The organism is Leptotrichia shahii, assembly GCF_008327825.1.
In the GTDB taxonomy this organism is placed as follows: domain Bacteria; phylum Fusobacteriota; class Fusobacteriia; order Fusobacteriales; family Leptotrichiaceae; genus Leptotrichia; species Leptotrichia shahii.
The window spans coordinates 98,829-123,019 of record NZ_AP019827.1 but is presented as its reverse complement, the minus strand read 5'-3'; the positions used below and the strand labels follow the sequence as shown (position 1 = coordinate 123,019).

Genomic DNA, 24,191 nt, shown 5'->3' with positions numbered 1-24,191 from the left:
TATACCACATCAATATTAAATCTCAAAAAAATAAGGAGCCGTCAAACATAGCTCCCTACTTCTATTTACTCATAATCCCCATCTATCCTTACTTTTCGTAAAATCAATCCTTCTTTCGCCTTTAGATCCAACTTAATTTTCCCATTTGAACCTGTTCTAAATGTTCTGCCTTCTGTTACCAAATCAATAAATCTTTCATCCTGATAATTTGTTTCAAATTCCACATTTTCCCAGCTGTTAAACGAATTATTTATTACAACAATAATTAAATGATCCTCGATTACTCTTTCATACACAATTATTTCCCTGTCGTTATCAGCAAACATTTCCCTAAACTTACCATAAACAAGTGTTTTATTTTCCAATCTTATTCTTATTAACTTTTTGTACCATTCAAATAAATCGCTGTCGACTTTTTGTTCATAAACTTCATTCTGATTAATATGTGATGGATTTTTTTCATTATCATACAAAAATTCCTTCCATAACATTGGCTTTCTGCAATATGGGTCTGTTGCTCCCCACATTCCAACTTCATCGCCGTAAAATAACATTGGTGCTCCAATATAAGTCATTTGGAATATTGATATTAATTTTAATATATCTTTTGGCTTAATTGGGCTGTTTCGCCAATCTATCGTTGTATTTGGATGATTATTTGAAGCTAGGTCAGGACGAATTCCATTGTATCCTTTTTCTAACTGCTTTCCTTCTTCCAGATTTCTTCCAATTACATCATTTACAATTCTTGAATAAAGCCTGTCAGTATCGTGTGAACCGTTTAGATTCTGACTCGCCTGTAACGCCTGATACGGATACCAAGTTCGTTTTTCTCGAAGTTCATTGAAAAAGTCCTGTGCCTTTAATTTATACCTTACTCCACCTTCACGGCTTTGATTTATGAAAAATCCAATAACTGTTTTTAACCATTCATAGTTCATTACAGTGTCAAATTTATTTCCGCCGTTAATATCTCCTGAAGCATTTCCCCAAAGTTCGGCAGTTATGTAGGAATCTTTCTTGCTGCCTTTTACAACTTCTCTCCATTCATTCCAGAAATTTTGATTTTCAAGGCAGTTTGGCACATCTAAACGCCATCCGTCAATTCCGTCATCTTCCATCCAGTTTTCACTTTCTTTTCCATCAGGTCCACACATCCATTTTCTCGTAATGTTAAAAATGTATTCTTTATATTCCTGATTAAAAGTGTTAAATTCAGGAAGCGAGTCAAATCCACCCCAAGCATTATAAATAGTTCTCTTTCTATTTGCAATTAATGTTTCAAATGCCTGTTCATCACTCATATCATCTGTAATCGGAACATGCTGTCCAAAATCTGTAAATTTGTACCAATCTTTATATTTAGAATTTTCACCGTCTGCAAGCACCATATTAAATGTCCAATGCTCACTGCTGCTATGATTGAAAACTCCGTCAAATATTACACGAATACCATTTTTATGAAATTCCTTTATCAAGTCAACCATTATCAAGTCTGACTCTGTCCAAACCCAAGTAGCTGGATCTTCTGTTTCTCCATATCCATTTTTTCCTCTGTTTTCACCCTTTAAGTTCACTTCCAGAAGTTTTAGCTCGCTACTTGTTGTAGCCTTGTTTCCAAGCACATCCACGTATGACTTATTCCCATATTTATTATTTCTATTAATTTCCACACTGTGAGTTGATCCGCTTGTCTTTATTGTCCCAAAATCTGGCGAAATATGTCTAAAGTCATTTGCTCCATACTTATGATTTTGATACGAGAAAAATACTGGATTTAGCCATACAGCATTAATTCCAAGCTCCTTCATATATGGTATTTTTTCCTTAATTCCCTGTAAATCTCCACCATACATTCTGGCATATTTCAAGCTGTAGTCAATTTCACGCTCTCCCAGCTTTTCCCATATTACCTGTTCCTTAAAATCAGCCGTCCATCGGTTTCTGTCAAAATGACTAATCACATTATTACTTTTTTCCCATTTATATTCTTCTACAAAATTCTGTTCATGAAGTCTGTTAGGTTTAAATGCCTCTGGTCCAAATTCATTGAAAATCGGATCATTGTAATGATTTCCATTGTAAAATCTATCTGGAAAAATATTATACCAAACAGCTTCTTTTGCCCAATTTGGTACATTAAACAGCTGTATATCCTTAGAAGTTGTATTTACAACAAGTCTTTTAGGTTTGCTATAACTCAATGTTGTTCCATTAAAGTAAGCTCTTGAACCATTATCTTCCAAAATAAAATAATACAACAGTTTTTTAGCTTCTTTTCCAAAGTTTATAATTCTTTCAAAATAGTCAAATCCGTTCGTCTTATCTTGGTATCTTTCAAGTTCATAAATCATTTCATAATTATCTTCTTCATGTAAAACAATGCTTATGTAAGCACGCTCCACATCATTCATCTGTGTTCTTATTTTAAATTCATACTCACTGTCAGACAATTTATTAAAATATTGCAAACTATCATAGTTATGAACAATCGCCTTTAAATTTGTATTTTTATCAATCGCTTCATAAACAAATTTTCCAGTTCCCAAATCTCCTTGTGCAAATAGCGCTCCATTTTCTCCTATTATAAGTTTTTTATTTTCATTTTCAGGATACCATTTTCCGTCAATCAAGTATTTGTATTCATAAACTCCTTCAGGCGAAGCCAGTGTCACTTCGTAATTTGTCCCTTCAAAATGGTGAATTGGCTCAGTATCGGGCTTCCAGTTATTAAAGTTTCCCGCAATCTCAACCTTATCCGCCTTTTCCAATCCAAAATCAGCAATATTCAAGTTCATTCTGTAAAATTTCATTTTAGTTAATGAAAATGTCTTTTTAGATGGAAAATATTCCACATAAATATCTATTCCCTTTTGAAATCCAGTAATTGATTTTGGCGGCAAATTTTCATCCACCACAGCCTCAAATTTTTTTGCAAATGGAGCAGTGTGACTATAAGTTACTCCGCTTATCGTACCACTTTCCTCATTTTTTATTTCAAAAAAATAGCTTCCTGATTCGACGTTTCCCCATTTGTATATAAAATTTTCCCAATTTTGCTTTAAATTTTCTTCCTTATAAAATTTATTGTCTTTATAAATTATAATTTTATAACCCATATTTTTTCTCCTAATTTATCTACTCTTTCCCTAATCTAACTCAAAAAATACTTTATACGCCCTATATGTTTCATACAAGTCTGCTTTTGATGAAATTTCAAATAAAGAATGCATTGATAAAAGTGCTGGTCCTGCATCTATCGTTCTAATTCCGTAGTAAGCCAAAAACTTCGCAACAGTTCCTCCTCCACCTTCATCAACTTTTCCAAATCCGCCCGATTGATATTTAATTTCATTTTTATCAAATATTTGTCTTATTTCCTGAATAAATTCAGCATCAGCATCATTTGCCATAGATTTTCCACGGCTTCCAGTATATTTTGCAAATGCCAGTCCATAAGACAGCCGTGCTACATTTTCTATATCATGAACTGATTTAAACACTGGATTCAATGCAGCTGTAACATCTGACGATAATGCTTTAGAATTCCATAAAGTTTCCCTCAATATTTGATCATTGTAATTTTTTTCTGTAAGTGAAAGCATTTTCCCAACAACATATTCAGGCAATGTTGACTTCAAGCTCGTAGAACCTTCACTTCCAATTTCTTCTTTATCTGTCAAATATACCATAACAGTTTTCTCAGTTTCCTTAACATCAAACAAGGCTCTAAGCGAAGTATACGCACAAATTCTATCATCTTGACCATATCCTCCAATCATGCTCTTATCAAGCCCTACATCCCGCAATTTCCCAGTAGGCACTACTTCCAGCTCCGCCGTAAAGAAATCATCTTCTTCTATTCCATAATCTTTTTTCAATTTATCAAGTACAAACTGCTTTATTTTTTTATTCACATTCTCATCATTTAAAGGCATATTTCCAAATAACAGCTTTAATTCTTCACCTTTAATAACATCTCTTGCCTTTCTTTCATCCTGCACATTATAGGACAAATGAGGCAATATATCTGGCATACTGAATACAGGCTCATCATTTTTTTCCCCAATTGAAAGTGTAACTTTTTGTCCATTTTTCAAAAAAACAACACCATGTAATGCAAGCGGAGTGGCTGCCCATTGATATTTTTTAATTCCACCATAATAATGCGTGTTTAGAAGGGCAAATTCTTCAGTTTCCATTATCGGATTTGGCTTTAAGTCCAGTCTTGGCGAGTCCATGTGAGAAACAATCATATTGATTCCGCTTTTTATATCATTTCCCACAATTACTGCAATAACATTTTTATTTCTGTTGTTAAAATAAATTTTATCCCCTTTTTTCAATTCACTTTTTTCATTAATATCAACAAAACCATTTTTCTTCAACTCTTCTTCCGTCAAATCTACAAATTCTCTTTCAGTTTTTGCAGAATCCAAATATTTCTTATACTCTTCAGCAAATTCAAAAATTATTTTTTTCTGTTCGTCAGTATAATTTTTCCATAAATTTTCCTTTGTCATTTTATATCCTTTCTATTAAAGACAGAAATTATATCAAATTATTTAATAATAATTTTTATTTTAGTTTTATAAATTTTACTTTTTTAATTATATTCCCAATTTTTCCAAATATTTTTTAATTAATCGTAACATTTTTAATAAAAAACTATCAAGCAAAATTTCGGTAAAAGAAAAATATCTGTTTGAGCTTTTGAAGTAAATTTTAAATTGTATTTAGGCATTTATATTAAAATTATCTATATTCAAAAATGAGTTCTATTTTTCTTTTATTAAAAACATTTTACTATTATCTCTAAGTAGCAGTCAGTTAAATATGTTAAAATAACTGTTATTACGAAAGAGGACATGGCGTCTGATACTCTTACGTTAAAAAAACTAAAAAATTCAAATAAAAAAACAATTATTAATCAAAATAACTTGTAGTTTTATTCTGAGAAAATATACAACAAAAGATGGCGACTTGAAAAAATATCCCAAATCAGCCACCTTCTTTCGTAATCAATTCTTCAATTTATACAAATTATTTAACTTCATTTAATTTTTTTTCCAATTCTTTTCCAGCTTCTTCATATCCAGGTTTTCCTAATAACGCAAACATATTTTTCTTATATGCTTCTACTCCAGGCTGATCAAATGGATTTACACCTAAAAGATACCCGCTTACTCCACATGCTTTTTCAAAGAAGTAGAATGTATATCCCAAGTGATAAGGAGTTGCTTCAGGAATGTTTACTCCCAAATTAGGTACATTTCCATCAACATGTGCCAATATTACTCCATCAGTTGCTTTTTTATTTACATAATCCAATGTTTTTCCAGCAATAAAGTTTAGTCCATCAAGGTTATCCTTGTCGCTTTCAATTATAAATTCCACTTCAGGTTTTCCAATAGAAACTACTGTTTCAAAGAATAATCTTTTTCCTTCCTGAATGTATTGTCCTAATGAATGCAAGTCTGCCGAAAAATCTGCTGAAGTTGGATACAATCCCTTTCCATCTTTCCCTTCAGATTCTCCAAACAATTGTTTCCACCATTCTGCCAAATAGTGAACTCTTGGCTCATAATTTACCATTAATTCCAAGTCTTTTCCTTTTCTATGCAAGATATTTCTCACAGCTGCATATTGTAAAGCCTGATTTTCATCCATATTTTTGTTTGCAAAGTCATTCATCGCATCTTTTGCTCCAGCCATTAAGTCATCAATGTCAATTCCAGCCGCAGCGATTGGTAAAAGTCCTACTGCAGTCAACACAGAAAATCTTCCTCCAACATTGTCAGGTACAACAAAAGTTTCATATCCTTCAGCTGTAGCAAGTGTTTTTAATGCTCCCTTCGCTTTATCTGTTGTGGCATAGATTCTTTTTGCAGCTTCTTCTTTTCCGTATTTTTCTTCCAGCATTTTCTTGAATACTCTGAATGCAATTGCAGGTTCAGTTGTAGTTCCAGATTTTGAAATTACATTTACTGAAAAATCTCTATCTCCAACTACATCGATTAAGTGTTGTAAGTAAACACCGCTCATATTTGTCCCTGCAAAATAAATTTCAGGTGTTTTTCTCTTATCTTTTGGCAAGTTATTGTAAAAGCTGTGTGATAAAAATTCGATTGCAGCCTTTGCTCCCAAATAAGATCCTCCAATTCCAATTACAACTAAAACTTCCGAATCATTTTTAATTTTTTCAGCCGCCTTTTTAATTCTAGCAAATTCATCTTTATCATAAGTTTCCGGCAAGTCAACCCATCCTAAAAAATCATTTCCTGCTCCACTTTTTGAAGTCAATACTTCATTTGCCAATTCTACATAAGGCTTAATTTGTTTTAATTCACTTTCGTTAAAAAATTTTTTTGCAAATTGATAGCTAAAATTTAATTTCATTCTTTCTTATCTCCTTAATATACAATTTTATTTTAGTCCATTGTAAAAGTTTGTAAAATTCCATTAATAAAGGTTTTATCAATTTTAATCTTCTATTTCAATTTTTTAGCAAGAGATTTTAAACTCATCACTTAAATTTTATACCCATTACTTTTACAATTTCCTAATACAATTTTATTTCCTAAATTTTTTCAAAATCAAAAAACTTTTATTTACACATAGTAACACAACCTTAAAATCGAACAAAAATAAGTCTCTATAATTTCAATTTAATATCTCGATTTTGAAGCAGTTTCATAATAAACTTGCCTGATAACCATATAGTTTTCAAATTACAAGCCAAAAGCTAAGTTAGCAAAATAAAAAATATACAAAAAACTTTCTTCCGTTTTAAAGTAATTTTTTACCAAACTTTTTTTCAATTAAAGTATAACAAAAAACAAACTTTTTTTCAAATTTTTCCACTTATATTTTACAATTTTAAAAATTTTTTCCTGAAATTTTAAGTTTTATTATACAAATATCCTTAATATCTAGTCAATTTCCCCTTGCTTATTGTCCCCTTCACATTAAACTTTTCATCAAAATATGTCAAATCTGCAAAATATCCCTCTTTTATAAATCCATATTTTTCATCAATAGCCACCGCTTCAGCAGGATAGGAAGTTGCCATTCTGAGTGCTTCCTCAAGCGAAATATGAACTTCTTCCACTAGATTTTGCACCCCTTTTATCATAACAAGCGAAGATCCCCCCAAAGTCCCTTCTGGAGAAATACATTTTCCATCCCTATACAAAACCCTATTCCCTTCAAACATAAACTCGGTCATATTATCAGTTCCGGCAGGACTGACTGCATCTGTCACAAGATAAAGTCTGTCTTTCATTATTTTCTTAGCAATTTCCACAGAAGCAAAATCTATATGAAGCCCATCAGCTATTATGCCACAATTTGTAGTATTATTATTAAATAAAAATCCAACAACTCCAGGTTCTCTTGAATCTAGTCCTCTCATTGCATTATACAAATGAGTTCCACAGTTATAGTATTCCTTCTTTTCCACACACTCTTTGTAAGTTGCATTCGTATGCCCAATAGCCACATTAATCCCAGTATTCCTCAATTTCTTCAAATGTTCAACTTTAGCCTTTTCAGGTGCTATCGTTATTATTCTAGTAACTTCTGGTCCTGCCTTAGCTATTTTTTCAATCATTTCATCTGACAAAATTCTTATATATTCAGAACGATGAATCCCTTTTTTTTCTACACTTATATAAGGTCCTTCAATATGAATCCCTAAAACTCCAATTTCCTCCTTATCCTCCATTTTCTCCATAAGCTCAAGGGCCTTTTCTATTTTCTCATCTGGAGAAGTTATAAGCGTAGGCAAAAACGAAGTACACCCATATCTTTTATTAGTTTCATTCATTATTTCCAATGCTTCCCTAGAAATATCATCATTAAATAACACTCCACCACATCCATTAATCTGCAGATCAATAAATCCTGGCGACAAAACCATTCCCTCGACATCAATAATTTCCTGATTTTCTAATTCTTTTTTATCAATCAAAGAAAAACCCACTATCTTTTTTATAAATTTCCCTTCTAAAACAATCGTATTTTCCCCAATAAACTTCTCCCCATTAAATATCTTTGCATTTTTTATGATCATCTTAACAATAGCTCCTTTCTTTATTTTTATTTTAGAATATTTTAGTTAATAGCTGTTTTTTTCTCATTCCACTTAGTATGTTTTTAAAATAACTATTATAATTAAATTAAAAATGTCGTGATTTTTTTGGAATAAAATTGACTGTTTGAACTTTTTAATAACCTTTAAACTATAATTATTTAAACAGATAAAATAACTATTATCAAAAAGCGAATTTCAATTTTGTTTCAAAAAATGCTTAGACAAACCAGAGATGCAAGGAAAATGGCAATTAATTTCCCTTGCTTTGAGAAAAAGAAAAAACATAAAACCTATAGAAAAACATTTATTAACAATAATTCATTAAAGAAAATTAATAAAACTTATTTTCCCAATTCTATTAAATATTTTTTATACTTTTCTAAATCCAGATTCTTAGCTTCAATTTCCTTAAAATACCTATACGTCTTAACCTTTATATCCGAAGCCGCCATTTCATCAATTACCAGCACAGCCCTTCTATGCAGCTGTAAAGCCGAAATTGTCCAAAGGTGATTTACTCCGCCTTCTACACCATGATAAACTGCACGAGCTTTTTTATAACCATTTGCAAGAATCATGACCTCTTTTGAGTCCATAAGCGTTCCTACGCCGATTGTCAAGGCTAACTTTGGAACTTTCTCAATATCATTGTCAAAAAATCTGGAATTTGCCAAAATTGTATCATAAGTTAGATCCTTGTCACGTGTATGTGAAGAAAGTGATGAACCAGGCTCATTAAATGCAATATGCCCATCCTCTCCAACTCCACCTAAAAACAGCTGAATTCCGCCAGTTTTTTTTATTTTTTCCTCATAATTATGACATTCTTCCTCTAAATCTTCAGCACATCCATTTAGAATATTTATATTTTCTTTTTTTATGTTAATGTACTTAAAAAAGTTCTCATTCCTGAACCTCCCACGACTAAAGTCGTAGGATTCTAAAATCTTTAAAAATATTCAAAAATTTTCTAAGAAGTTTGATAGCTTTACACTACCCTTATTCTTTTAGGCGTGTTCAGCTCACCTCTATTGTATAGGATACTTAAATCCACAACTTTACTTTTTCTTAAAATATTTAATGCTCCGTTACAATCTGCATTTAATTGATAGCCTTTACTTGTTTGATATAGTCCTCTTTTTATTCTTTTTCCACTGAATATATATTCTTGCGGATTTTCTTTATCATATACTGGGATTTCATCTTCGTCAAAGAAACTTGCTTTTGATGTATAACTTTCTTCTTGCAGTTTAATTTCTATTCCATATAGTTTACATAGATATATTAATTTATCTCTTAATTTTCCATACGGTATATTTACAGAGTTTTGATTATTTATACTTCCTATATTTGAATTTCTTTGAAAATCTTCATTATATCCTAGAACTATTTTTCCTATATCATTATTAAGACAATAATTTACAATTATTCTTGCTGCTTTTGAAAGATAATCTTCTATACGATTGTTTCTCTTTCTAGTTATTCTCTTTTGCCTTAATGTTATATGCTCTATCTTTTGCTTATCTTTAATGCTTTGCAATTTTGCATTTATCTTATTATAGTATTGATTAATTGATTTTAATTTTCTACCATCTATTATGAATGAAGCTCCAGCATTTGTAACACAAGTACAAAGATTATTTATACCTAAATCAATCCCTAGTGCATTGTTTTCATTTAATTCCCTTTGAACTTCTTCTACCTTATAAATGTATTGAATTTCAAAGTACCTAGAATGTTGTTTAGGTATTATCCTAATCTCTTTTATCTTCTTGTCTTTTAATACTGGTGGCAGCTTAATTTTAACTTCCTGATGAGTTTTCTTAAACGAATTTGAATAAGGAACTATCAGAATATCATCTTTTAATCTTACAAAACCTATAACAAGAGTAGTAAAACCATCTTTAGCAAGATATTTAGGTAATTTTATTTTTTTATTATCATATTGACCATTCTTAGCAAGTTTTAAAAGTTCAAAAAATGATTTAAAACTTCCGTCTACTTCTTTTAAAATTTGTTGAGCCATATTAGAATTTAACTTCTTATAGTTCTCACTATTTTTAAGCATTTTATAGTTTTCATTATAACTTAAATACTTTTTCTTATTAAAATAGTATTGCCTAATATTGTATATAGCCTGATTCTTTAAATTCTTAGCTATATGGCACAAATATTTTAAATTTTTAAACTCTTTTTTACTAAGATGTTTTACCTGCTGTTTTAATGTTAAATACATATATAATCACCTCCTTTTCATCAGAGATATTATACCATGTATTCTACATTTTATCTGTCAAAAAAGTAATATTTTTTATTTATTTTTTAAATATTTTTAAAGTTTTTAAAACCCCACAACAGTGGGAAGTGTTGTTCACATAAGTACGCTACTACTTATGCAGTTCTCGTGGCATCTATACTCCTTAATAAATTAAAGAGATTATCCCTGAACTTCTTATTATCTCTAACAAGCACAGACTATATCTTATCCATATCCTATTTCAAGGACTTAGGCGAAACCACTTCCAATACCAATCGCTTGTATTGTACTCCCCTCACGAGGGATAGTCGTTGAACTTTCCTTTTCAGGCTTAGCTGCTGATTGTCTATTATCATAATGTTTAGGATTTAACCTTGCACCATCTAGTATATTTTTTCTGCTTTCGCTACCTTCATATTTGCCTCTTATGAGTAAGATTGCTATGTTGTGGTTATACTAGCTTTAAGAGTTCCCAGCAATTCAGTTTCTTTGTTGCACGGTTTTGCTCCGTGTCTACATACAAGTTTCCCTATATGCTTACTAAAATTTTCATGCAATTTATCTCACGACTAAAGTTGCGAGTGTTCTTGCACTATTTAATAAAATAGTGGTAACTTTGTGGATCTTCAGGTTTTAATCCCACATATTCATCCATATTAAAAGTTACAATATTTTCAAATGACAATATCCCTTCATTATACAAATTTATCAATTCTCGATAAGTTGCAAGCGGTGTAGAACCAGTAGGAAGCCCCAAAACAAAAGGTTTTTCTTTTGTAGGATTAAATTTTAATATTTTCTTAGTTATCTGATAAGCACTCCATCTCGCTACTTCATGAGCATTTTTTAGGATAATTACTCGCATTTCATCCACATCCTTTAATGATTTGAAAAATTTAAATTTTCATTAAAATACTTCTTACTACTATTATATAACCTTTTTTGATTATGTCAAGAATATTTTTCCTTTTAATAAAATCTTATCAATTTCTATTGGAAAAAATCAAAAAAACATTATATAATTTGTATAGTGATAATAAATAAAAAACTATAATTTTCAAAAAATTAATTAGGAGGAAAATGTGAAAACATATTTAGTGACAGGTGCTGCTGGCTTTATTGGCTCTAATTATTTAAAGTATATTTTAAATAAACATAAAAATGATGATATTAAAGTAATTGTAGTTGATGTGCTTACTTATGCAGGAAATTTAGGAACAATTGCAAAGGAAATTAAAGATGAAAGAGTAAAATTTGAAAAGGTTGATATTCGTGATCAAAAGGAAATTGCTAGAATTTTTTCTGAAAACGAAGTAGATTTTGTTGTAAATTTTGCAGCAGAATCCCACGTGGATCGTTCTATCGAAAATCCACAAATTTTTTTAGAAACAAATATTCTTGGTACGCAAAATCTTTTGGAAAATGCTAAAAAAGCATGGACTGTTGCAAAAGATGAAAATGGCTACCCAATTTACAAAGATGGCGTAAAATATCTGCAAGTTTCAACTGATGAAGTTTATGGAAGTTTATCAAAAGATTATGATACAGCAATTGATCTAGTAATTGACGATGAAGAAGTGAAAAAAGTTGTAAAAAATAGAACAAACTTAAAAACTTATGGTAAAAAATTCTTCACAGAAAAAACTTCCCTTGATCCAAGAAGCCCATATTCAGCTTCCAAAGCAAGTGCAGATCACATTGTAATCGCCTACGGTGAAACTTACAAAATGCCAATAAATGTCACAAGATGTTCAAATAACTATGGTCCTTACCACTTTCCAGAAAAATTAATTCCACTTATGATAAAAAACGTTCTGGAAGGTAAAAAGTTGCCAGTTTACGGAAAAGGAGACAACGTAAGGGATTGGCTTTATGTGGAAGATCATTGTAAAGGAATCGACTTAGTTTTAAGAAATGCTGATATTTATGAAATTTACAATATTGGAGGCTTTAACGAAGAGCAAAATATTAATATTGTAAAATTAGTTATTGATATTTTAAGAGAAGAAATTGAAAATAATGACGAATACAAAAAAGTTCTAAAAACTGACTTGCAAAATATAAATTATGATTTGATTACTTATGTTCAAGATCGGCTTGGACACGATATGAGATATGCCATTGACCCTTCAAAAATCGCAAGAGATCTAGGATGGTATCCAGAAACAGACTTTGAAACTGGTATCAGAAAAACTGTAAAATGGTACTTGGAGCATCAAAACTGGGTAAATGAAGTAGTTTCAGGAGATTATCAAAAATATTATGAAGAAATGTATGGAAATAAATAATTAAATTTATATAAAAAAAGGAGAAAATCAATGAACAATTTTACTATAAAGGAAACCCCAATAAAAGACTTGGTAATAATCGAGCCAAAAGTTTTTGGAGATGAAAGAGGATTTTTTTTAGAAACTTATAATCAAAAATCCTTTGAAGAATTAGGACTTACAATGAACTTCGTCCAAGACAACCATTCAAAATCTAAAAAAGGCGTTTTACGTGGACTTCACTTCCAGACAAAGCACACTCAAGGAAAATTAGTTCGTGTAATAAAGGGAAGTGTCTACGATGTAGCAGTTGATTTAAGAAAGGGCAGTGAAACTTTTGGAAAATGGTACGCAGTAAAATTATCTTCTAAAAATAAGCTGATATTTTACATCCCCGAAGGCTTTGCACATGGTTTTTTAACACTAGAAGATGAAACAGAGTTCACTTATAAATGCACAGATTTATATTCTCCTGAGTATGATAGCGGAATTTTATGGAGTGATGAAATAATAGGTATTGACTGGAAATTTGAAGAATTTGGAATAAATCCCAATGAATTGACAATTTCTGAAAAAGATAAAGTTCAACAAAAATTTGATAAAAATAAAAATTATTTTTAATAATCCATAAATTGCAATATTAATTGTGACATTTTACCAAATTTTTTTTTAACTAATTTCGTGTAAAAATTTTCCAAATGGTGTTGCATAGTTTAAACATTTTCTTGGTCTTGAGTTTATCAACATTAAAATTCCTATCAATTCTTCTGTTCCTACCTTTGATATGTCGGTCTTCTTTGAGTAAGATTCTCTCAGAAGGCCGTTGCTGTTTTACAGCCTCTCTGCTACGAGAAATATAGTTCTGAAAAATAGAAATCTATTCCCGTCTTCTCCACTTCTTCCCAGTATGAAAAATTTTTCCCCTATCTGATGTAAAAGTTTTAAATGCTTCTTTTGGAATATTGGTTGTCAGCTGTTTTATTGCTTCCGACATTGAATTTTTACTTCTATCTTCCATCTTTATTATTCATATATTATACAATTTATGTTTTTCTTTTGTAAAAAAAAACAGAAAAACTTATTTCACAAAAATTTTTCTGCCTAAATTATCCTTATTTACATTAATCAAATTAAAATTAATTTATTTTTTCTGATACACCCTTACATAATCAACTTTCATTTCTGTTGGGAAATCTACATCTCCATCTTCTCCAGTTTTCTTGCTCAAAGCCACATTTATCATTATAAAATATGGTTGGTTAAATGGATTTTCCAATCCTTTCTTTTCTAATTCCTTGTAAGTAAATCTTTTATATACTTTATTGTTAAATAGCCATTTTATTTCCTTATCATCCCATTCTACTGCATAAGTATTAAAGTGTGTCAATTTTTCCTTAGACCATTTACTTATTTTATAGTCACTTCCTTCAAATGATTCATAAGTATTATCACTTCTTAGAACATGAACTGTTCCTGTAACACGATTCATCTCACCGCCATCAGTTTCTACTATATCAATCTCACCGATTGCAGGTTTACCATCTGATTGAGAATACCCTTCAGGCCATAGCCAAAATGCAGGCCAAGTACCAATTCCCTTAGGCATAGCAGCTCTCATTTCGATTTTACCATATTTCACATTATAAAGATTTCTAGTATGAATTGCTCCTGAACTATAAAGAATTTTTCTTTCAGTACCATTAACATTTACTTTTTTAGCATTTTCCTTTTTTAATGTTATAACCATATTTCCATTTTCAACTTTAACATTGTCTCTCAAATAATAATGTTTTGCATCAAATCCGTACTGATTTACCAATTTTCCATTTTCATCAACATAATTTCCTGCATTCCAAGGATTTCCATTTTCCCAGTAAGCCCATTTTGTACTGTCTAAATTATCCCCATTAAATTCATCATCCCAAACTAATTTCCAACTCTTGCCTTTTAATTTAGAAATGAATTTATCTATCTTGCCTTTTTTAGCTTTTATAGTATTTTCAGCTTTATCTATATTGTCTTCAATCTTTTCCTTTGCCTTAGTTATACTAGATTTAACTTGCTCAAGACTTGTATTTTGATTTGTTTCCGTACCTGCGGCAAACATTATATTTCCCATTAATATAAATAAAACTACTTTATAAAAAATCTTTTTTTTCATATTCTCTTTCTCCTTTTTATTATCTTAAAAAAATCTAAAAATTCTAACTTACTATTATAAATAGTACTGTATTACCAAAAAAACAATGCCAAAGTAATCATAATATTATTATAACATTTTAGTAGCAATAATTTCTACTTTTTTTTTAATTTTACAAAAAATTTCAATATTTTGATTAACTTTGTCCAATAAAGCAATTTTTTATAATCGTTTTTACTTGAAAAATTGAAAACTCTTTATCAAATTTATAAATAAACTCACATTATCTACAATTATTTTTTATATTTTCTCATACATTCTTTATTTTTTATTTTTCTTTCTTTATCAAAAAACCATCCCCACTTATTAAAATATTTTATGGCTGAATTCATATGTAACATCATCATTTTTCTTGATCTATATGAAGCTTTTCCATGCTTATGAATTATTTCTGCTTCAGGATAAAAAACAGTTCTCCATTTTTTCCCAATTCTTCTACACAAATCATAGTCTTCCATATACATAAAATATCTCTCATCAAAACCACCAATTTCTTCCAGAACATCCATTCGTACAAAAATAAAACACCCTGATAAAATTGGAACATCAATTACCTTCTCATAGTCATACCATTTCATCTCATAATTATAATCAAGTTTTTCAACAATCAATTTCACAGGTAAAAATCTTCTAAATATTAAATTTATAGGTGTTGGAAATAATCTGCAAGATCTACTAAGCCTTCCATCATATTCTAAAATCTTAGGACCAATCTGCCCAATATCTGTATTCTTTCTCATATAGCTAACAATTTTTTCAATTGTATTTTTTTCAAAAACTACATCTGCATTTACCATTAAATGAAATTCAGATTTTATACCATCTTCTAATAGCTTTTTTACAACAACATTATGCCCACTTCCAAATCCATCATTTGAATTATTAAAAATATACTCAATTCTATCATCTGAAAATTTTTCTATAAATTCTTTCAAATCATCTTTTTCAGAATTATCAGAAATCCACAGTTTAAATCTAAGCTCTACTTTTTGAAAACATTCTATAATTTTCTTCAACTCATCTCGCTCAGTATTATATGTAACAATACAAGCCGTAAAATCATACATAAAACAACCTCTATTCATAATCATACTATTCTTTTTAAAAATAACACAAAAAATCTCCATAAGGAGAAAATAAAAAAAATGGCGTCCCCGGCTGGACTCGAACCAGCGGCCCTCTGATTAACAGTCAGATGCTCTAACCAGCTGAGCTACGGAGACACACATATTGAAAAAAGTTTGGCGACTGCCTATCTTCCCGGGACGAATCCAAGTATTTTAGGCGAAGACAGGCTTAACTGCCGGGTTCGGAATGTAACCGGGTGTATCCCTGTCGCTATGATCACCAAACTAACAAAAGTACTGCCGATTAAGACAATGAGAAATAAATAGTAAAGGCAAAAGACAGTTAAAAAAGCGTATGTAATATTAGTACCAGTCAGCTGAGCGCATTGCTGCGCTTGCACCCTGGCCTATCGACCATGTGTTCTCCATGGATACTGCGAATACTCATCTCAAAGTTGGCTTCCCGCTTAGATGCTTTCAGCGGTTATCCGTACCAGACGTGACTACTCAGCCGTGCCACTGGCGTGACAACTGATACATCAGAGGTCTGTCCAACCCGGTCCTCTCGTACTAAGGTCAGATCTTTTCAGTATTCAAGCGCCTGCAGTGGATAGGGACCGAACTGTCTCACGACGTTCTGAACCCAGCTCGCGTGCCTCTTTAATGGGCGAACAGCCCAACCCTTGGGACCTTCTCCAGCCCCAGGATGAGACGAGCCGACATCGAGGTGCCAAACACTTCCGTCGATATGGACTCTTGGGAAGTATCAGCCTGTTATCCCCGGGGTAGCTTTTATCCGTTGAGCGACGGTCCTTCCATGCGGAACCGCCGGATCACTAACTCCTACTTTCGTACCTGCTCGACCCGTCAGTCTTGCAGTCAAGCTCCCTTATGCGTTTGCACTCCTAGGCTGATTTCCATCCAGCCTGAGGGAACCTTTGAACGCCTCCGTTACTCTTTTGGAGGCGACCGCCCCAGTCAAACTGCCCACCTAGCACTGTCTCCGTTACCAGATTAGAATTTCAGCAGCATATGGTTGGTATTCCAACAGCGACTCGGCAACAGCTGACGCCGTTGCTTCACAGTCTCCCAACTATCCTATACACACATTGCCAAAACCCAATGCCAAGCTGCAGTAAAGCTCCACGGGGTCTTTCCGTCCTACTGCAGGTAGCCGGTATCTTCACCGGCATTACAACTTCACCAGGTCTCCAGCCAAGACAGCTCCCAAATCATTTCACCATTCGTGCAGGTCGGAACTTACCCGACAAGGAATTTCGCTACCTTAGGACCGTTATAGTTACGGCCGCCGTTCACCGGGGCTTCAAATCGGAGCTCTCACTCCTCCTCTTAACCTTCCGGCACTGGGCAGGTGTCAGCCCATATACGTCGCCTTTCAGCTTAGCATAGACCTGTGTTTTTGGTAAACAGTTGCTTGGGACTCTTCACTGCGGCCTGTTTCCCCTGGAGGTGTTTCTCCTTTCAGGTATGTCAGGCACCCCTTCTCCCGAAGTTACGGGGCTATTTTGCAGAGTTCCTTAGCTAGAGTTATCCTGTCGGCCTTAAGTTTCTCACTCTGTCCACCTGTGTCGGTTTACAGTACGGGCACTACTTCTCATCGATAGAAGTTTTTCTAGGCAGTGTAGGATCTGTGACTTATGCATATGCACTTCCCCGTCAGGTCTCACGTTTAGGCGCGCGGATTTTCCTGCGCGCCCACGCTGGGCCCTTAGAAAGGCTAAACCGTCAGCCTTCTCACATACCTTCCTGCGTCACTCCGTCTCTCAAGCGATAATAGTGGTACAGGAATATTAACCTGTTTTCCATTCGCCGTCACAATTTTGCTTATGCTTAGGTCCCGACTTCCCCAGGGCGGACAAGCCTTCCCCTGGAAACCTTGGACTTCCGGCCGGCGGGATTCTCACCCGCCTTCTCGCTACTCATTCCTGCATTCTCGCTTCTGATATCTCCAGCAAGCCTTGCGGCATGCCTTCATAGACCTACAGAACGCTCTCCTACCAAGATACTGATGTATCTTCCACAGCTTCGGTTTATGTCTTAGCCCCGTTACATCTTCGGCGCGGGCACTCTCGACCAGTGAGCTGTTACGCACTCTTTCAAGGCATGGCTGCTTCTAAGCCAACCTCCTTTGTCTGTGAATGTCCACCTCCTTTCCCACTTAGACATAATTAGGGACCTTAGCTGGTGGTCTGGGCTGTTCCCTCTCGTCCGAGGACCTTGTCATCCACGGACTCACTCCTGGCAATAATATATGGTATTCGCAGTTTGCTTGATTTCGGTAAGCAGTACGCCCCTAGATCATACAGAGCTCTACCCCACATATCTCAATGCCAAGGCTGCACCTAAATGCATTTCGGAGAGAACGAGCTATCTCCTAGTTCGATTGGCTTTTCACCCCTAGACCTGCCTCATCTCCCAACTTTTCAACGGCGGTGAGTTCGGCCCTCCACTGAGTCTTACCTCAGCTTCAGCCTGGACAGGCCTAGATCACTAGGTTTCGCGTCTATGGCTAACGACTTGTCGCCCTGTTAAGACTTGGTTTCCCTTCGGCTCCGTTTATTAACCTTGCCACCAGCCATAACTCGCAGGATGATTAACCAAAATCCACGCAGTCACCCTTAACGGGCTCCTACCGTTTGTAAGCACACGGTTTCAAATTCTTTTTCACTCCCTTGCTCAGGGTTCTTTTCACCTTTCCCTCACGGTACTCTTCACTATCGGTCAGCAACAGTATTTAGCCTTGCGTGATTTGGTCCACGCTGATTCACGCCAGATTCCTCGTGCCTGACGCTACTCGGGTGCTTCCAGTCGCAATATGCACTTTATGTTCTACAGGACTATCACCTTCTTTGGTCCAGCTTCCCATCTGGTTCCACTTACATGCATACAGCTTAAACATTATGACAATCCGTTAAAGGAAGTCCCACAACCCCGTGCCAGCAAGGCTGTCCGCTTGGCACTGGCACGGTTTAGGCTTCTCCCCGTTCGCTCGCCGCTACTCAGGGAATCGTTTTTACTTTCTTTTCCTCCTGCTACTTAGATGTTTCAGTTCGCAGGCTTACCGTCTTCACGCATGCCCTCCAGGCATGCAGGTTTACCCATTCGGAAATCCGGGGATTAGAGATTATGTGCATCTGCTCCCGGCTTATCGCAGCTTATCACGTCCTTCATCGGCTGTTGCTGCCTAGGCATCCTCCGTGTGCCCTTTTTAGCTTTTTTATCCAGAATAACTTTTACTCCAGTTTATTGTAATCTTTTACCTACTATTCATTTCCCATTGTCCTAAGATTATAAAGATATGTGAAGAAGCAGTGCGTGATGCTCCTTAGAAAGGAGGTGATCCATCCGCACCTTCCGGTACGGATACCTTGTTACGACTTCACCCCAATCACTGTCCACACCTTAGACGCCTTCCTCCTTTCGGTTGGACCGGCGGCTTCAGGTGCAGACAACTCTCGTGGTGTGACGGGCGGTGTGTACAAGACCCGAGAACGTATTCACCGCAGCATTGCTGATCTGCGATTACTAGCGATTCCAGCTTCATGAAGCCGAGTTGCAGGCTTCAATCCGAACTTGGACCGGCTTTAAAGATTCGCTTGGCGTTGCCGCCTGGCAGCTCTTTGTACCGGCCATTGTAGCACGTGTGTAGCCCAGATCATAAGGGGCATGATGACTTGACGTCATCCCCGCCTTCCTCCTGCTCTTCGCAGGCAGTCTCGCTAGAGTCCCCAACCTAATGATGGCAACTAGCGATAGGGGTTGCGCTCGTTGCGGGACTTAACCCAACATCTCACGACACGAGCTGTCGACAGCCATGCACCACCTGTCTCTGCGTTCCCGAAGGCACGGCCTGCTCTCGCAGGCCTTCGCAGGATGTCAAGATCTGGTAAGGTTCCTCGCGTTGCGTCGAATTAAACCACATGCTCCACCGCTTGTGCGGGTCCCCGTCAATTCCTTTGAGTTTCAGCCTTGCGGCCGTACTCCCCAGGCGGATTACTTATCGCATTAGCTTCGGCACGGACACTCTTCATGCCCACACCCAGTAATCATCGTTTACAGCTAGGACTACCAGGGTATCTAATCCTGTTTGCTCCCCTAGCTTTCGCACTTCAGCGTCAGTTGCCGTCCAGTGAACTATCTTCATCATCGGCATTCCTGCACATATCTACGAATTTCACCTCTACTCGTGCAGTTCCGTCCACCTCTCCAGCACTCTAGCCCTGTAGTTTCCGGGGCAGGCCTGCGGTTGAGCCGCAGGTTTTCACCCTAGACTTACAGGGCCGCCTAGATGCCCTTTATGCCCAATAATTCCGGATAACGCTCGCGACATACGTATTACCGCGGCTGCTGGCACGTATTTAGCCGTCGCTTCTTCTGCAGGTACCGTCACTTTCTTCTTCCCTGCTGAAAGCACTTTACAATCCGAAAACCTTCTTCGTGCACACAGAATTGCTGGATCAGGGTTGCCCCCATTGTCCAATATTCCCCACTGCTGCCTCCCGTAGGAGTAAGGGCCGTATCTCAGTCCCCTTGTGGCCGTCCACCCTCTCAGGCCGGCTACCTATCATCGCCTTGGTGGGCCATTACCCCGCCAACAAGCTAATAGGACGCAAGGCTCTCCTGCAGCGTCTCCTTTCATCGCCAGGCACATGCGTGCCGGCAACTGTATCAGGTCTTGTCAGTCGTTTCCGTCTGTTATCCCTGTCTGCAGGGCAAGTTCCTTACGCGTTACTCACCCGTCCGCCTTGGCTCGTCTGCGCAAGCGCAGCTTCGCCAAAGACTTGCATGTGTTAAGCATTCTGTCAGCGTTCATCCTGAGCCAGGATCAAACTCTTCATTCAATATATCTTCATATATCTTAATTTTCACCTTTTAGTCTTGACGTGATCTCTTTCAAGATTCTTGACTTGTTTTTCTTACACTTTATTGCTTCTTCATACTATTTATATCTCTATTGTCCATGATACATTTTCGTATCGACAGGATATATCTTATCATAAAAGTAATTCTTTGTCAACTACTTTTTTCAATTTTTTTTACAGGTGTACTGTCAAGTGCAATGCCTAGTGCATAATAAAAATTGTATGCTAATATGCATAAATTTAGTATTGAGACTTTCTGTAGCGTTTACATACTTAAAATATAATACATTTTTTTATTTCCGATTTTTATTTTATTATTTCATAGATTTTCGACAAATTAAAAAAATATAAAAACTCATGATAATTTCGTGTTAAAATGTTAGTAACCACAAAAACATTAATGAAAGGAAATATATCATGAGCCATAAATATTTTACTATAAATGAAAGAAATAAACTAGAGATTCTGCTAAAAGAAAATTACAAAATTTCTAAAATCCTTAACAGTCACAGGGCTATCATTTACCGTGAAATAAAAAGAATTAATGGTGAATACTCTTCTGAAAATGTTCAGTCAGATGCCAATACAAAAGCTGCTAATAAAAGAAAAAATTAAAAATTACTCCCAAATTGAAAAATCTGATAGAAGACAGGCTCTGGAAAACATGGCCTTCTGAACAAATTGTTGGCAGGGAATTAAAGGAAAAATTATCCTTTAAAACTATTTATAACTGGCTATCCAGTAATTTTCTGAAAGTTTCCCTGAATGTCTTAAGAAGAAAGGGAATAAAAGCAGAAACTAAGGAGATAAGAAGCCTTGATAAGAACCTTAATACTAATAAATTCAAGAACAAGAAAATGTTTAAACTATGCAACGCCATTTGAAAAATTTTTACATGAAATTAGTTTTTAAAAAAATTGGGTAAAATGTCACAATTAATATTCCAATTTATGTATTATTTAAAAATATTTCTTTTAAAAAATTATCCTAATTTATTATTTTCAATTGATGCAGCAATATTAACACCATTTTGTTTTTATTCTTTAAAAATTAATTAAAATTTAATTTTATATTTTTTAACAATTAAAAATCTAATAATTTTGATTTTTAGAGGGCTTATTCTATTTTTTATATATTTATTTAATTTTATTTTAATATTTATAAAAACAAATAATCTCTTTATTATAAGTACTTTATTATGCATTTAATAAAAAATAAAATCTACTCTAATAATTTGAGATAAATTATGATACAATATTTTAAATTAATTTATTTGTTCAATAAATTATTAGAAAAAGTATTTTTATTATTATGTATTTTGAAAAAATATACGATAAATATTAAATACTAGTTCAAAATAAAAAAATTAAATATTTAAATTAATGAAAATAGTTAAAAAAATGGAGGAAATGAATTATGAACGATGAGCTGAAAGACTTTATTTACTTTATGGATAAAGAAAATATTGAAAAGTTAAGTAATGAAATATGTAAAAATTTTTACTTAAGAAAGGAGGAGATCAAAGATAAAAATATCGAAAAAATTCAGTTTGATAATTTGACATTTGGGATTTATTTTTCTAAAGCCAATGACAATAAGGAAAGAATACTCGTTTTGAAAAATAAAAAGAAAATAAAATGCGGATATTTTTCTATAAATGGAATAAAAAAGGAATTTTATACAGATTTATATTTTTTAATTTTACACAAAAAAGAAAAAGATAAAAATATTATTTTTGAAGAACTCATTGAAAAAATTTTAGGAATTATCAGAATAAAAGAAATAAATTTATAGAAAATTTAGTTAGAAATACAGTGAATAATTCTAATCTTATTTAATCTTAGATAATTCAACTTAAAATAAAATATTTTTTTTAAAAATAATTTGATTTTTTGAAAAATAGGGGTATACTTTAATTGTAAAGAATAAAAATGGAGGTATTTATATGAAAGTTTTAGCTATGATTTTAGCTGGTGGAAGAGGTTCAAGGCTCGATATTCTATCAGAAAAAAGAGTTAAACCAAGTGTTCCTTTTGCTGGAAAATTTAGAATAATAGATTTTGCACTTAGTAACTGTTCAAATTCAGGTATTTACGATGTTGCATTACTTACCCAATATTTGCCATTATCATTAAATGAACATATTGGTTCTGGAAAACCTTGGGATTTTGACAGAAGAGATTCTAGTATTACGATGTTACAACCACATGAAAAACTTGGTGGAAATTCTTGGTATCAAGGAACTGCCGATGCAATCAGACAAAATATTGATTTTATTAAAAGTAAAAATCCTAAATATGTATTAATTTTATCTGGAGATCATATTTATAAAATGGATTACAGATGGATGTTGAAAGAACATGAAGAAAACGATGCTGAATTAACAATTGCTGTACAACCTGTACCTATTGAAGAAGCAAGCAGATTTGGTATTTTTGAAGTTGATAAAGATAAAAAAATATTAAATTTTGAAGAAAAGCCTGCGGAACCAAAAAGTAATTTAGCTTCAATGGGAATTTATATTTTTAATACTGATTCTTTGTTAGAATATCTTGAAAAATTAGAAAATAGCGATTTAGATTTTGGAAAACATGTTATTCCTTCAATGATTCAAGAAGATAGAAAAGTTTATGTTCACACTTATGATAGCTATTGGAAAGATGTAGGAACTTATGATTCATACTTAGAAGCAAATTTAGACTTAATCAAAAAATCTGAAGAAGTTGGAATTAATTTGTATGATCAAGGATGGAAAATTTATACAAGAAGTGAAGATTTGGCACCAGTTAGAATCGGAGTTACAGGAAGTGTTCAAAATTCATTAATCTGTAATGGATGTAAAATTGAAGGAAGTGTAGAAAATTCAGTTTTAGGACCAGGAGTTACAGTTAGAAGAGGGGCAACTGTCAGAAATTGTATTATTTTCTCTGGAACATATGTAGATGAAAATTCTCACTTAGACACAGTTATTGCTGATAAAAAAACATATATTGGTAAAAACTCATTTATAGGAAATGGAAATGCAAATGTTCCAAATAAAGAACGTCCTGATTTATTATCTTCAGGAATTACTGTTATTGGAAAAGGTGTAGTTATACCTGATGGGTCAATTGTTGGTAAAAATGTAAGAATTTTTGCGGGAGTGAAAATTAGTGAAAGTAACAGAATAGTTGAAACTGGGGAAACTGTAAAATGGTAGTTTGAACTGCTGAAATTAGTTAAAAATCATATTTTTTAGACAATTTTGCTTATTATTTAATAATTTTTAGAATTGTTTGAAATTTAAAAAAATTCAGGTTATTGAGATTTTTACATAATTCTAGATAGTGTATGTCTTAGTAACTTGAATATTTTAGAATATATTTAAATCTTTATAAAATCTAACTTACAAACTTTAGGAAATAAAGTCTTGCATAAATAAA

Annotated in this window: 13 protein-coding genes, 1 tRNA gene, 3 rRNA genes and 2 pseudogenes; 5 read left to right on the top strand and 14 right to left on the bottom strand. The window is 33.6% G+C overall.

The window, feature by feature from the left end; translation table 11 throughout:
• Positions 1-65: 65 nt before the first annotated feature.
• The 7 genes and pseudogenes from F1564_RS00565 to F1564_RS00525 all read right to left on the bottom strand — a co-directional run.
• A complete protein-coding gene (locus F1564_RS00565; RefSeq protein WP_018451596.1) occupies positions 66-3,119 on the bottom strand; it encodes an alpha-amylase family glycosyl hydrolase in 3,054 nt (1,017 codons plus the stop codon).
• A gap of 30 nt (positions 3,120-3,149) precedes the next feature.
• A complete protein-coding gene (locus F1564_RS00560; RefSeq protein WP_018451597.1) occupies positions 3,150-4,523 on the bottom strand; it encodes an aminopeptidase in 1,374 nt (457 codons plus the stop codon).
• Positions 4,524-5,043: 520 nt separating this feature from the next.
• Positions 5,044-6,399, bottom strand: coding sequence for a glucose-6-phosphate isomerase (locus F1564_RS00555; RefSeq protein ID WP_018451598.1), 1,356 nt, complete (start codon positions 6,397-6,399; stop codon positions 5,044-5,046).
• A gap of 526 nt (positions 6,400-6,925) precedes the next feature.
• Positions 6,926-8,074: an N-acetylglucosamine-6-phosphate deacetylase gene (nagA, locus tag F1564_RS00550; protein ID WP_018451600.1), complete on the bottom strand. Its 1,149-nt coding sequence runs from the start codon at positions 8,072-8,074 to the stop codon at positions 6,926-6,928.
• A gap of 362 nt (positions 8,075-8,436) precedes the next feature.
• Positions 8,437-9,009: pseudogene (nagB, locus tag F1564_RS00545) on the bottom strand (glucosamine-6-phosphate deaminase); the annotation flags it as partial.
• A 74-nt stretch (positions 9,010-9,083) separates the two neighbouring features.
• A complete protein-coding gene (locus F1564_RS00540) occupies positions 9,084-10,331 on the bottom strand; it encodes an RNA-guided endonuclease InsQ/TnpB family protein (protein WP_018451602.1) in 1,248 nt (415 codons plus the stop codon).
• Between the two features lie 619 nt (positions 10,332-10,950).
• Positions 10,951-11,217: pseudogene (locus tag F1564_RS00525) on the bottom strand (glucosamine-6-phosphate deaminase); the annotation flags it as partial.
• A gap of 217 nt (positions 11,218-11,434) precedes the next feature.
• Here F1564_RS00525 and F1564_RS00520 point away from each other — a divergent pair.
• The gene (locus F1564_RS00520) at positions 11,435-12,640 is read left to right on the top strand and encodes a dTDP-glucose 4,6-dehydratase (protein ID WP_018451604.1); all 1,206 of its coding nucleotides are present in this window, start codon (positions 11,435-11,437) and stop codon (positions 12,638-12,640) included.
• Positions 12,641-12,670: 30 nt separating this feature from the next.
• Positions 12,671-13,240: a dTDP-4-dehydrorhamnose 3,5-epimerase gene (gene rfbC / locus F1564_RS00515; RefSeq protein WP_018451605.1), complete on the top strand. Its 570-nt coding sequence runs from the start codon at positions 12,671-12,673 to the stop codon at positions 13,238-13,240.
• A gap of 256 nt (positions 13,241-13,496) precedes the next feature.
• Here the strand turns inward: rfbC and F1564_RS10065 are convergent, their stop codons facing one another.
• The 7 genes from F1564_RS10065 to F1564_RS00485 form a co-directional block, all read right to left on the bottom strand.
• Entirely contained in the window at positions 13,497-13,637 is a 141-nt protein-coding gene (locus F1564_RS10065) for a hypothetical protein (protein WP_154669378.1), read from the bottom strand.
• A 123-nt stretch (positions 13,638-13,760) separates the two neighbouring features.
• Complete coding sequence (locus tag F1564_RS00510) at positions 13,761-14,780, bottom strand: glycoside hydrolase family 16 protein (protein ID WP_018451606.1); 1,020 nt, start codon at positions 14,778-14,780, stop codon at positions 13,761-13,763.
• 272 nt (positions 14,781-15,052) lie between these two features.
• A complete protein-coding gene (locus tag F1564_RS00505) occupies positions 15,053-15,886 on the bottom strand; it encodes a glycosyltransferase family 2 protein (protein WP_018451607.1) in 834 nt (277 codons plus the stop codon).
• 79 nt (positions 15,887-15,965) lie between these two features.
• Positions 15,966-16,042: transfer RNA gene (locus tag F1564_RS00500), tRNA-Asn, on the bottom strand.
• 16 nt (positions 16,043-16,058) lie between these two features.
• Positions 16,059-16,171: ribosomal RNA gene (rrf, locus tag F1564_RS00495) — 5S ribosomal RNA — on the bottom strand.
• 58 nt (positions 16,172-16,229) lie between these two features.
• A 23S ribosomal RNA gene (locus F1564_RS00490) occupies positions 16,230-19,126 on the bottom strand.
• A 110-nt stretch (positions 19,127-19,236) separates the two neighbouring features.
• A 16S ribosomal RNA gene (locus F1564_RS00485) occupies positions 19,237-20,748 on the bottom strand.
• Together the 16S, 23S and 5S rRNA genes with 1 tRNA gene alongside form the textbook arrangement of a ribosomal RNA operon.
• A gap of 438 nt (positions 20,749-21,186) precedes the next feature.
• On the opposite strand from F1564_RS00485, the gene F1564_RS00480 reads away from it, so the two are divergent.
• The 3 genes from F1564_RS00480 to F1564_RS00470 all read left to right on the top strand — a co-directional run bounded on the left by F1564_RS00480 (position 21,187) and on the right by F1564_RS00470 (position 23,968).
• Positions 21,187-21,384 (top strand): helix-turn-helix domain-containing protein, encoded by a 198-nt coding sequence (locus F1564_RS00480; RefSeq protein WP_018450758.1) that lies wholly within the window; start codon positions 21,187-21,189, stop codon positions 21,382-21,384.
• Positions 21,385-22,185: 801 nt separating this feature from the next.
• On the top strand, positions 22,186-22,563 hold the full coding sequence (locus F1564_RS00475; protein WP_018450757.1) for a hypothetical protein: 378 nt from the start codon (positions 22,186-22,188) through the stop codon (positions 22,561-22,563).
• A gap of 151 nt (positions 22,564-22,714) precedes the next feature.
• Positions 22,715-23,968 (top strand): glucose-1-phosphate adenylyltransferase, encoded by a 1,254-nt coding sequence (locus F1564_RS00470; RefSeq protein WP_018450756.1) that lies wholly within the window; start codon positions 22,715-22,717, stop codon positions 23,966-23,968.
• Positions 23,969-24,191: the final 223 nt, after the last annotated feature.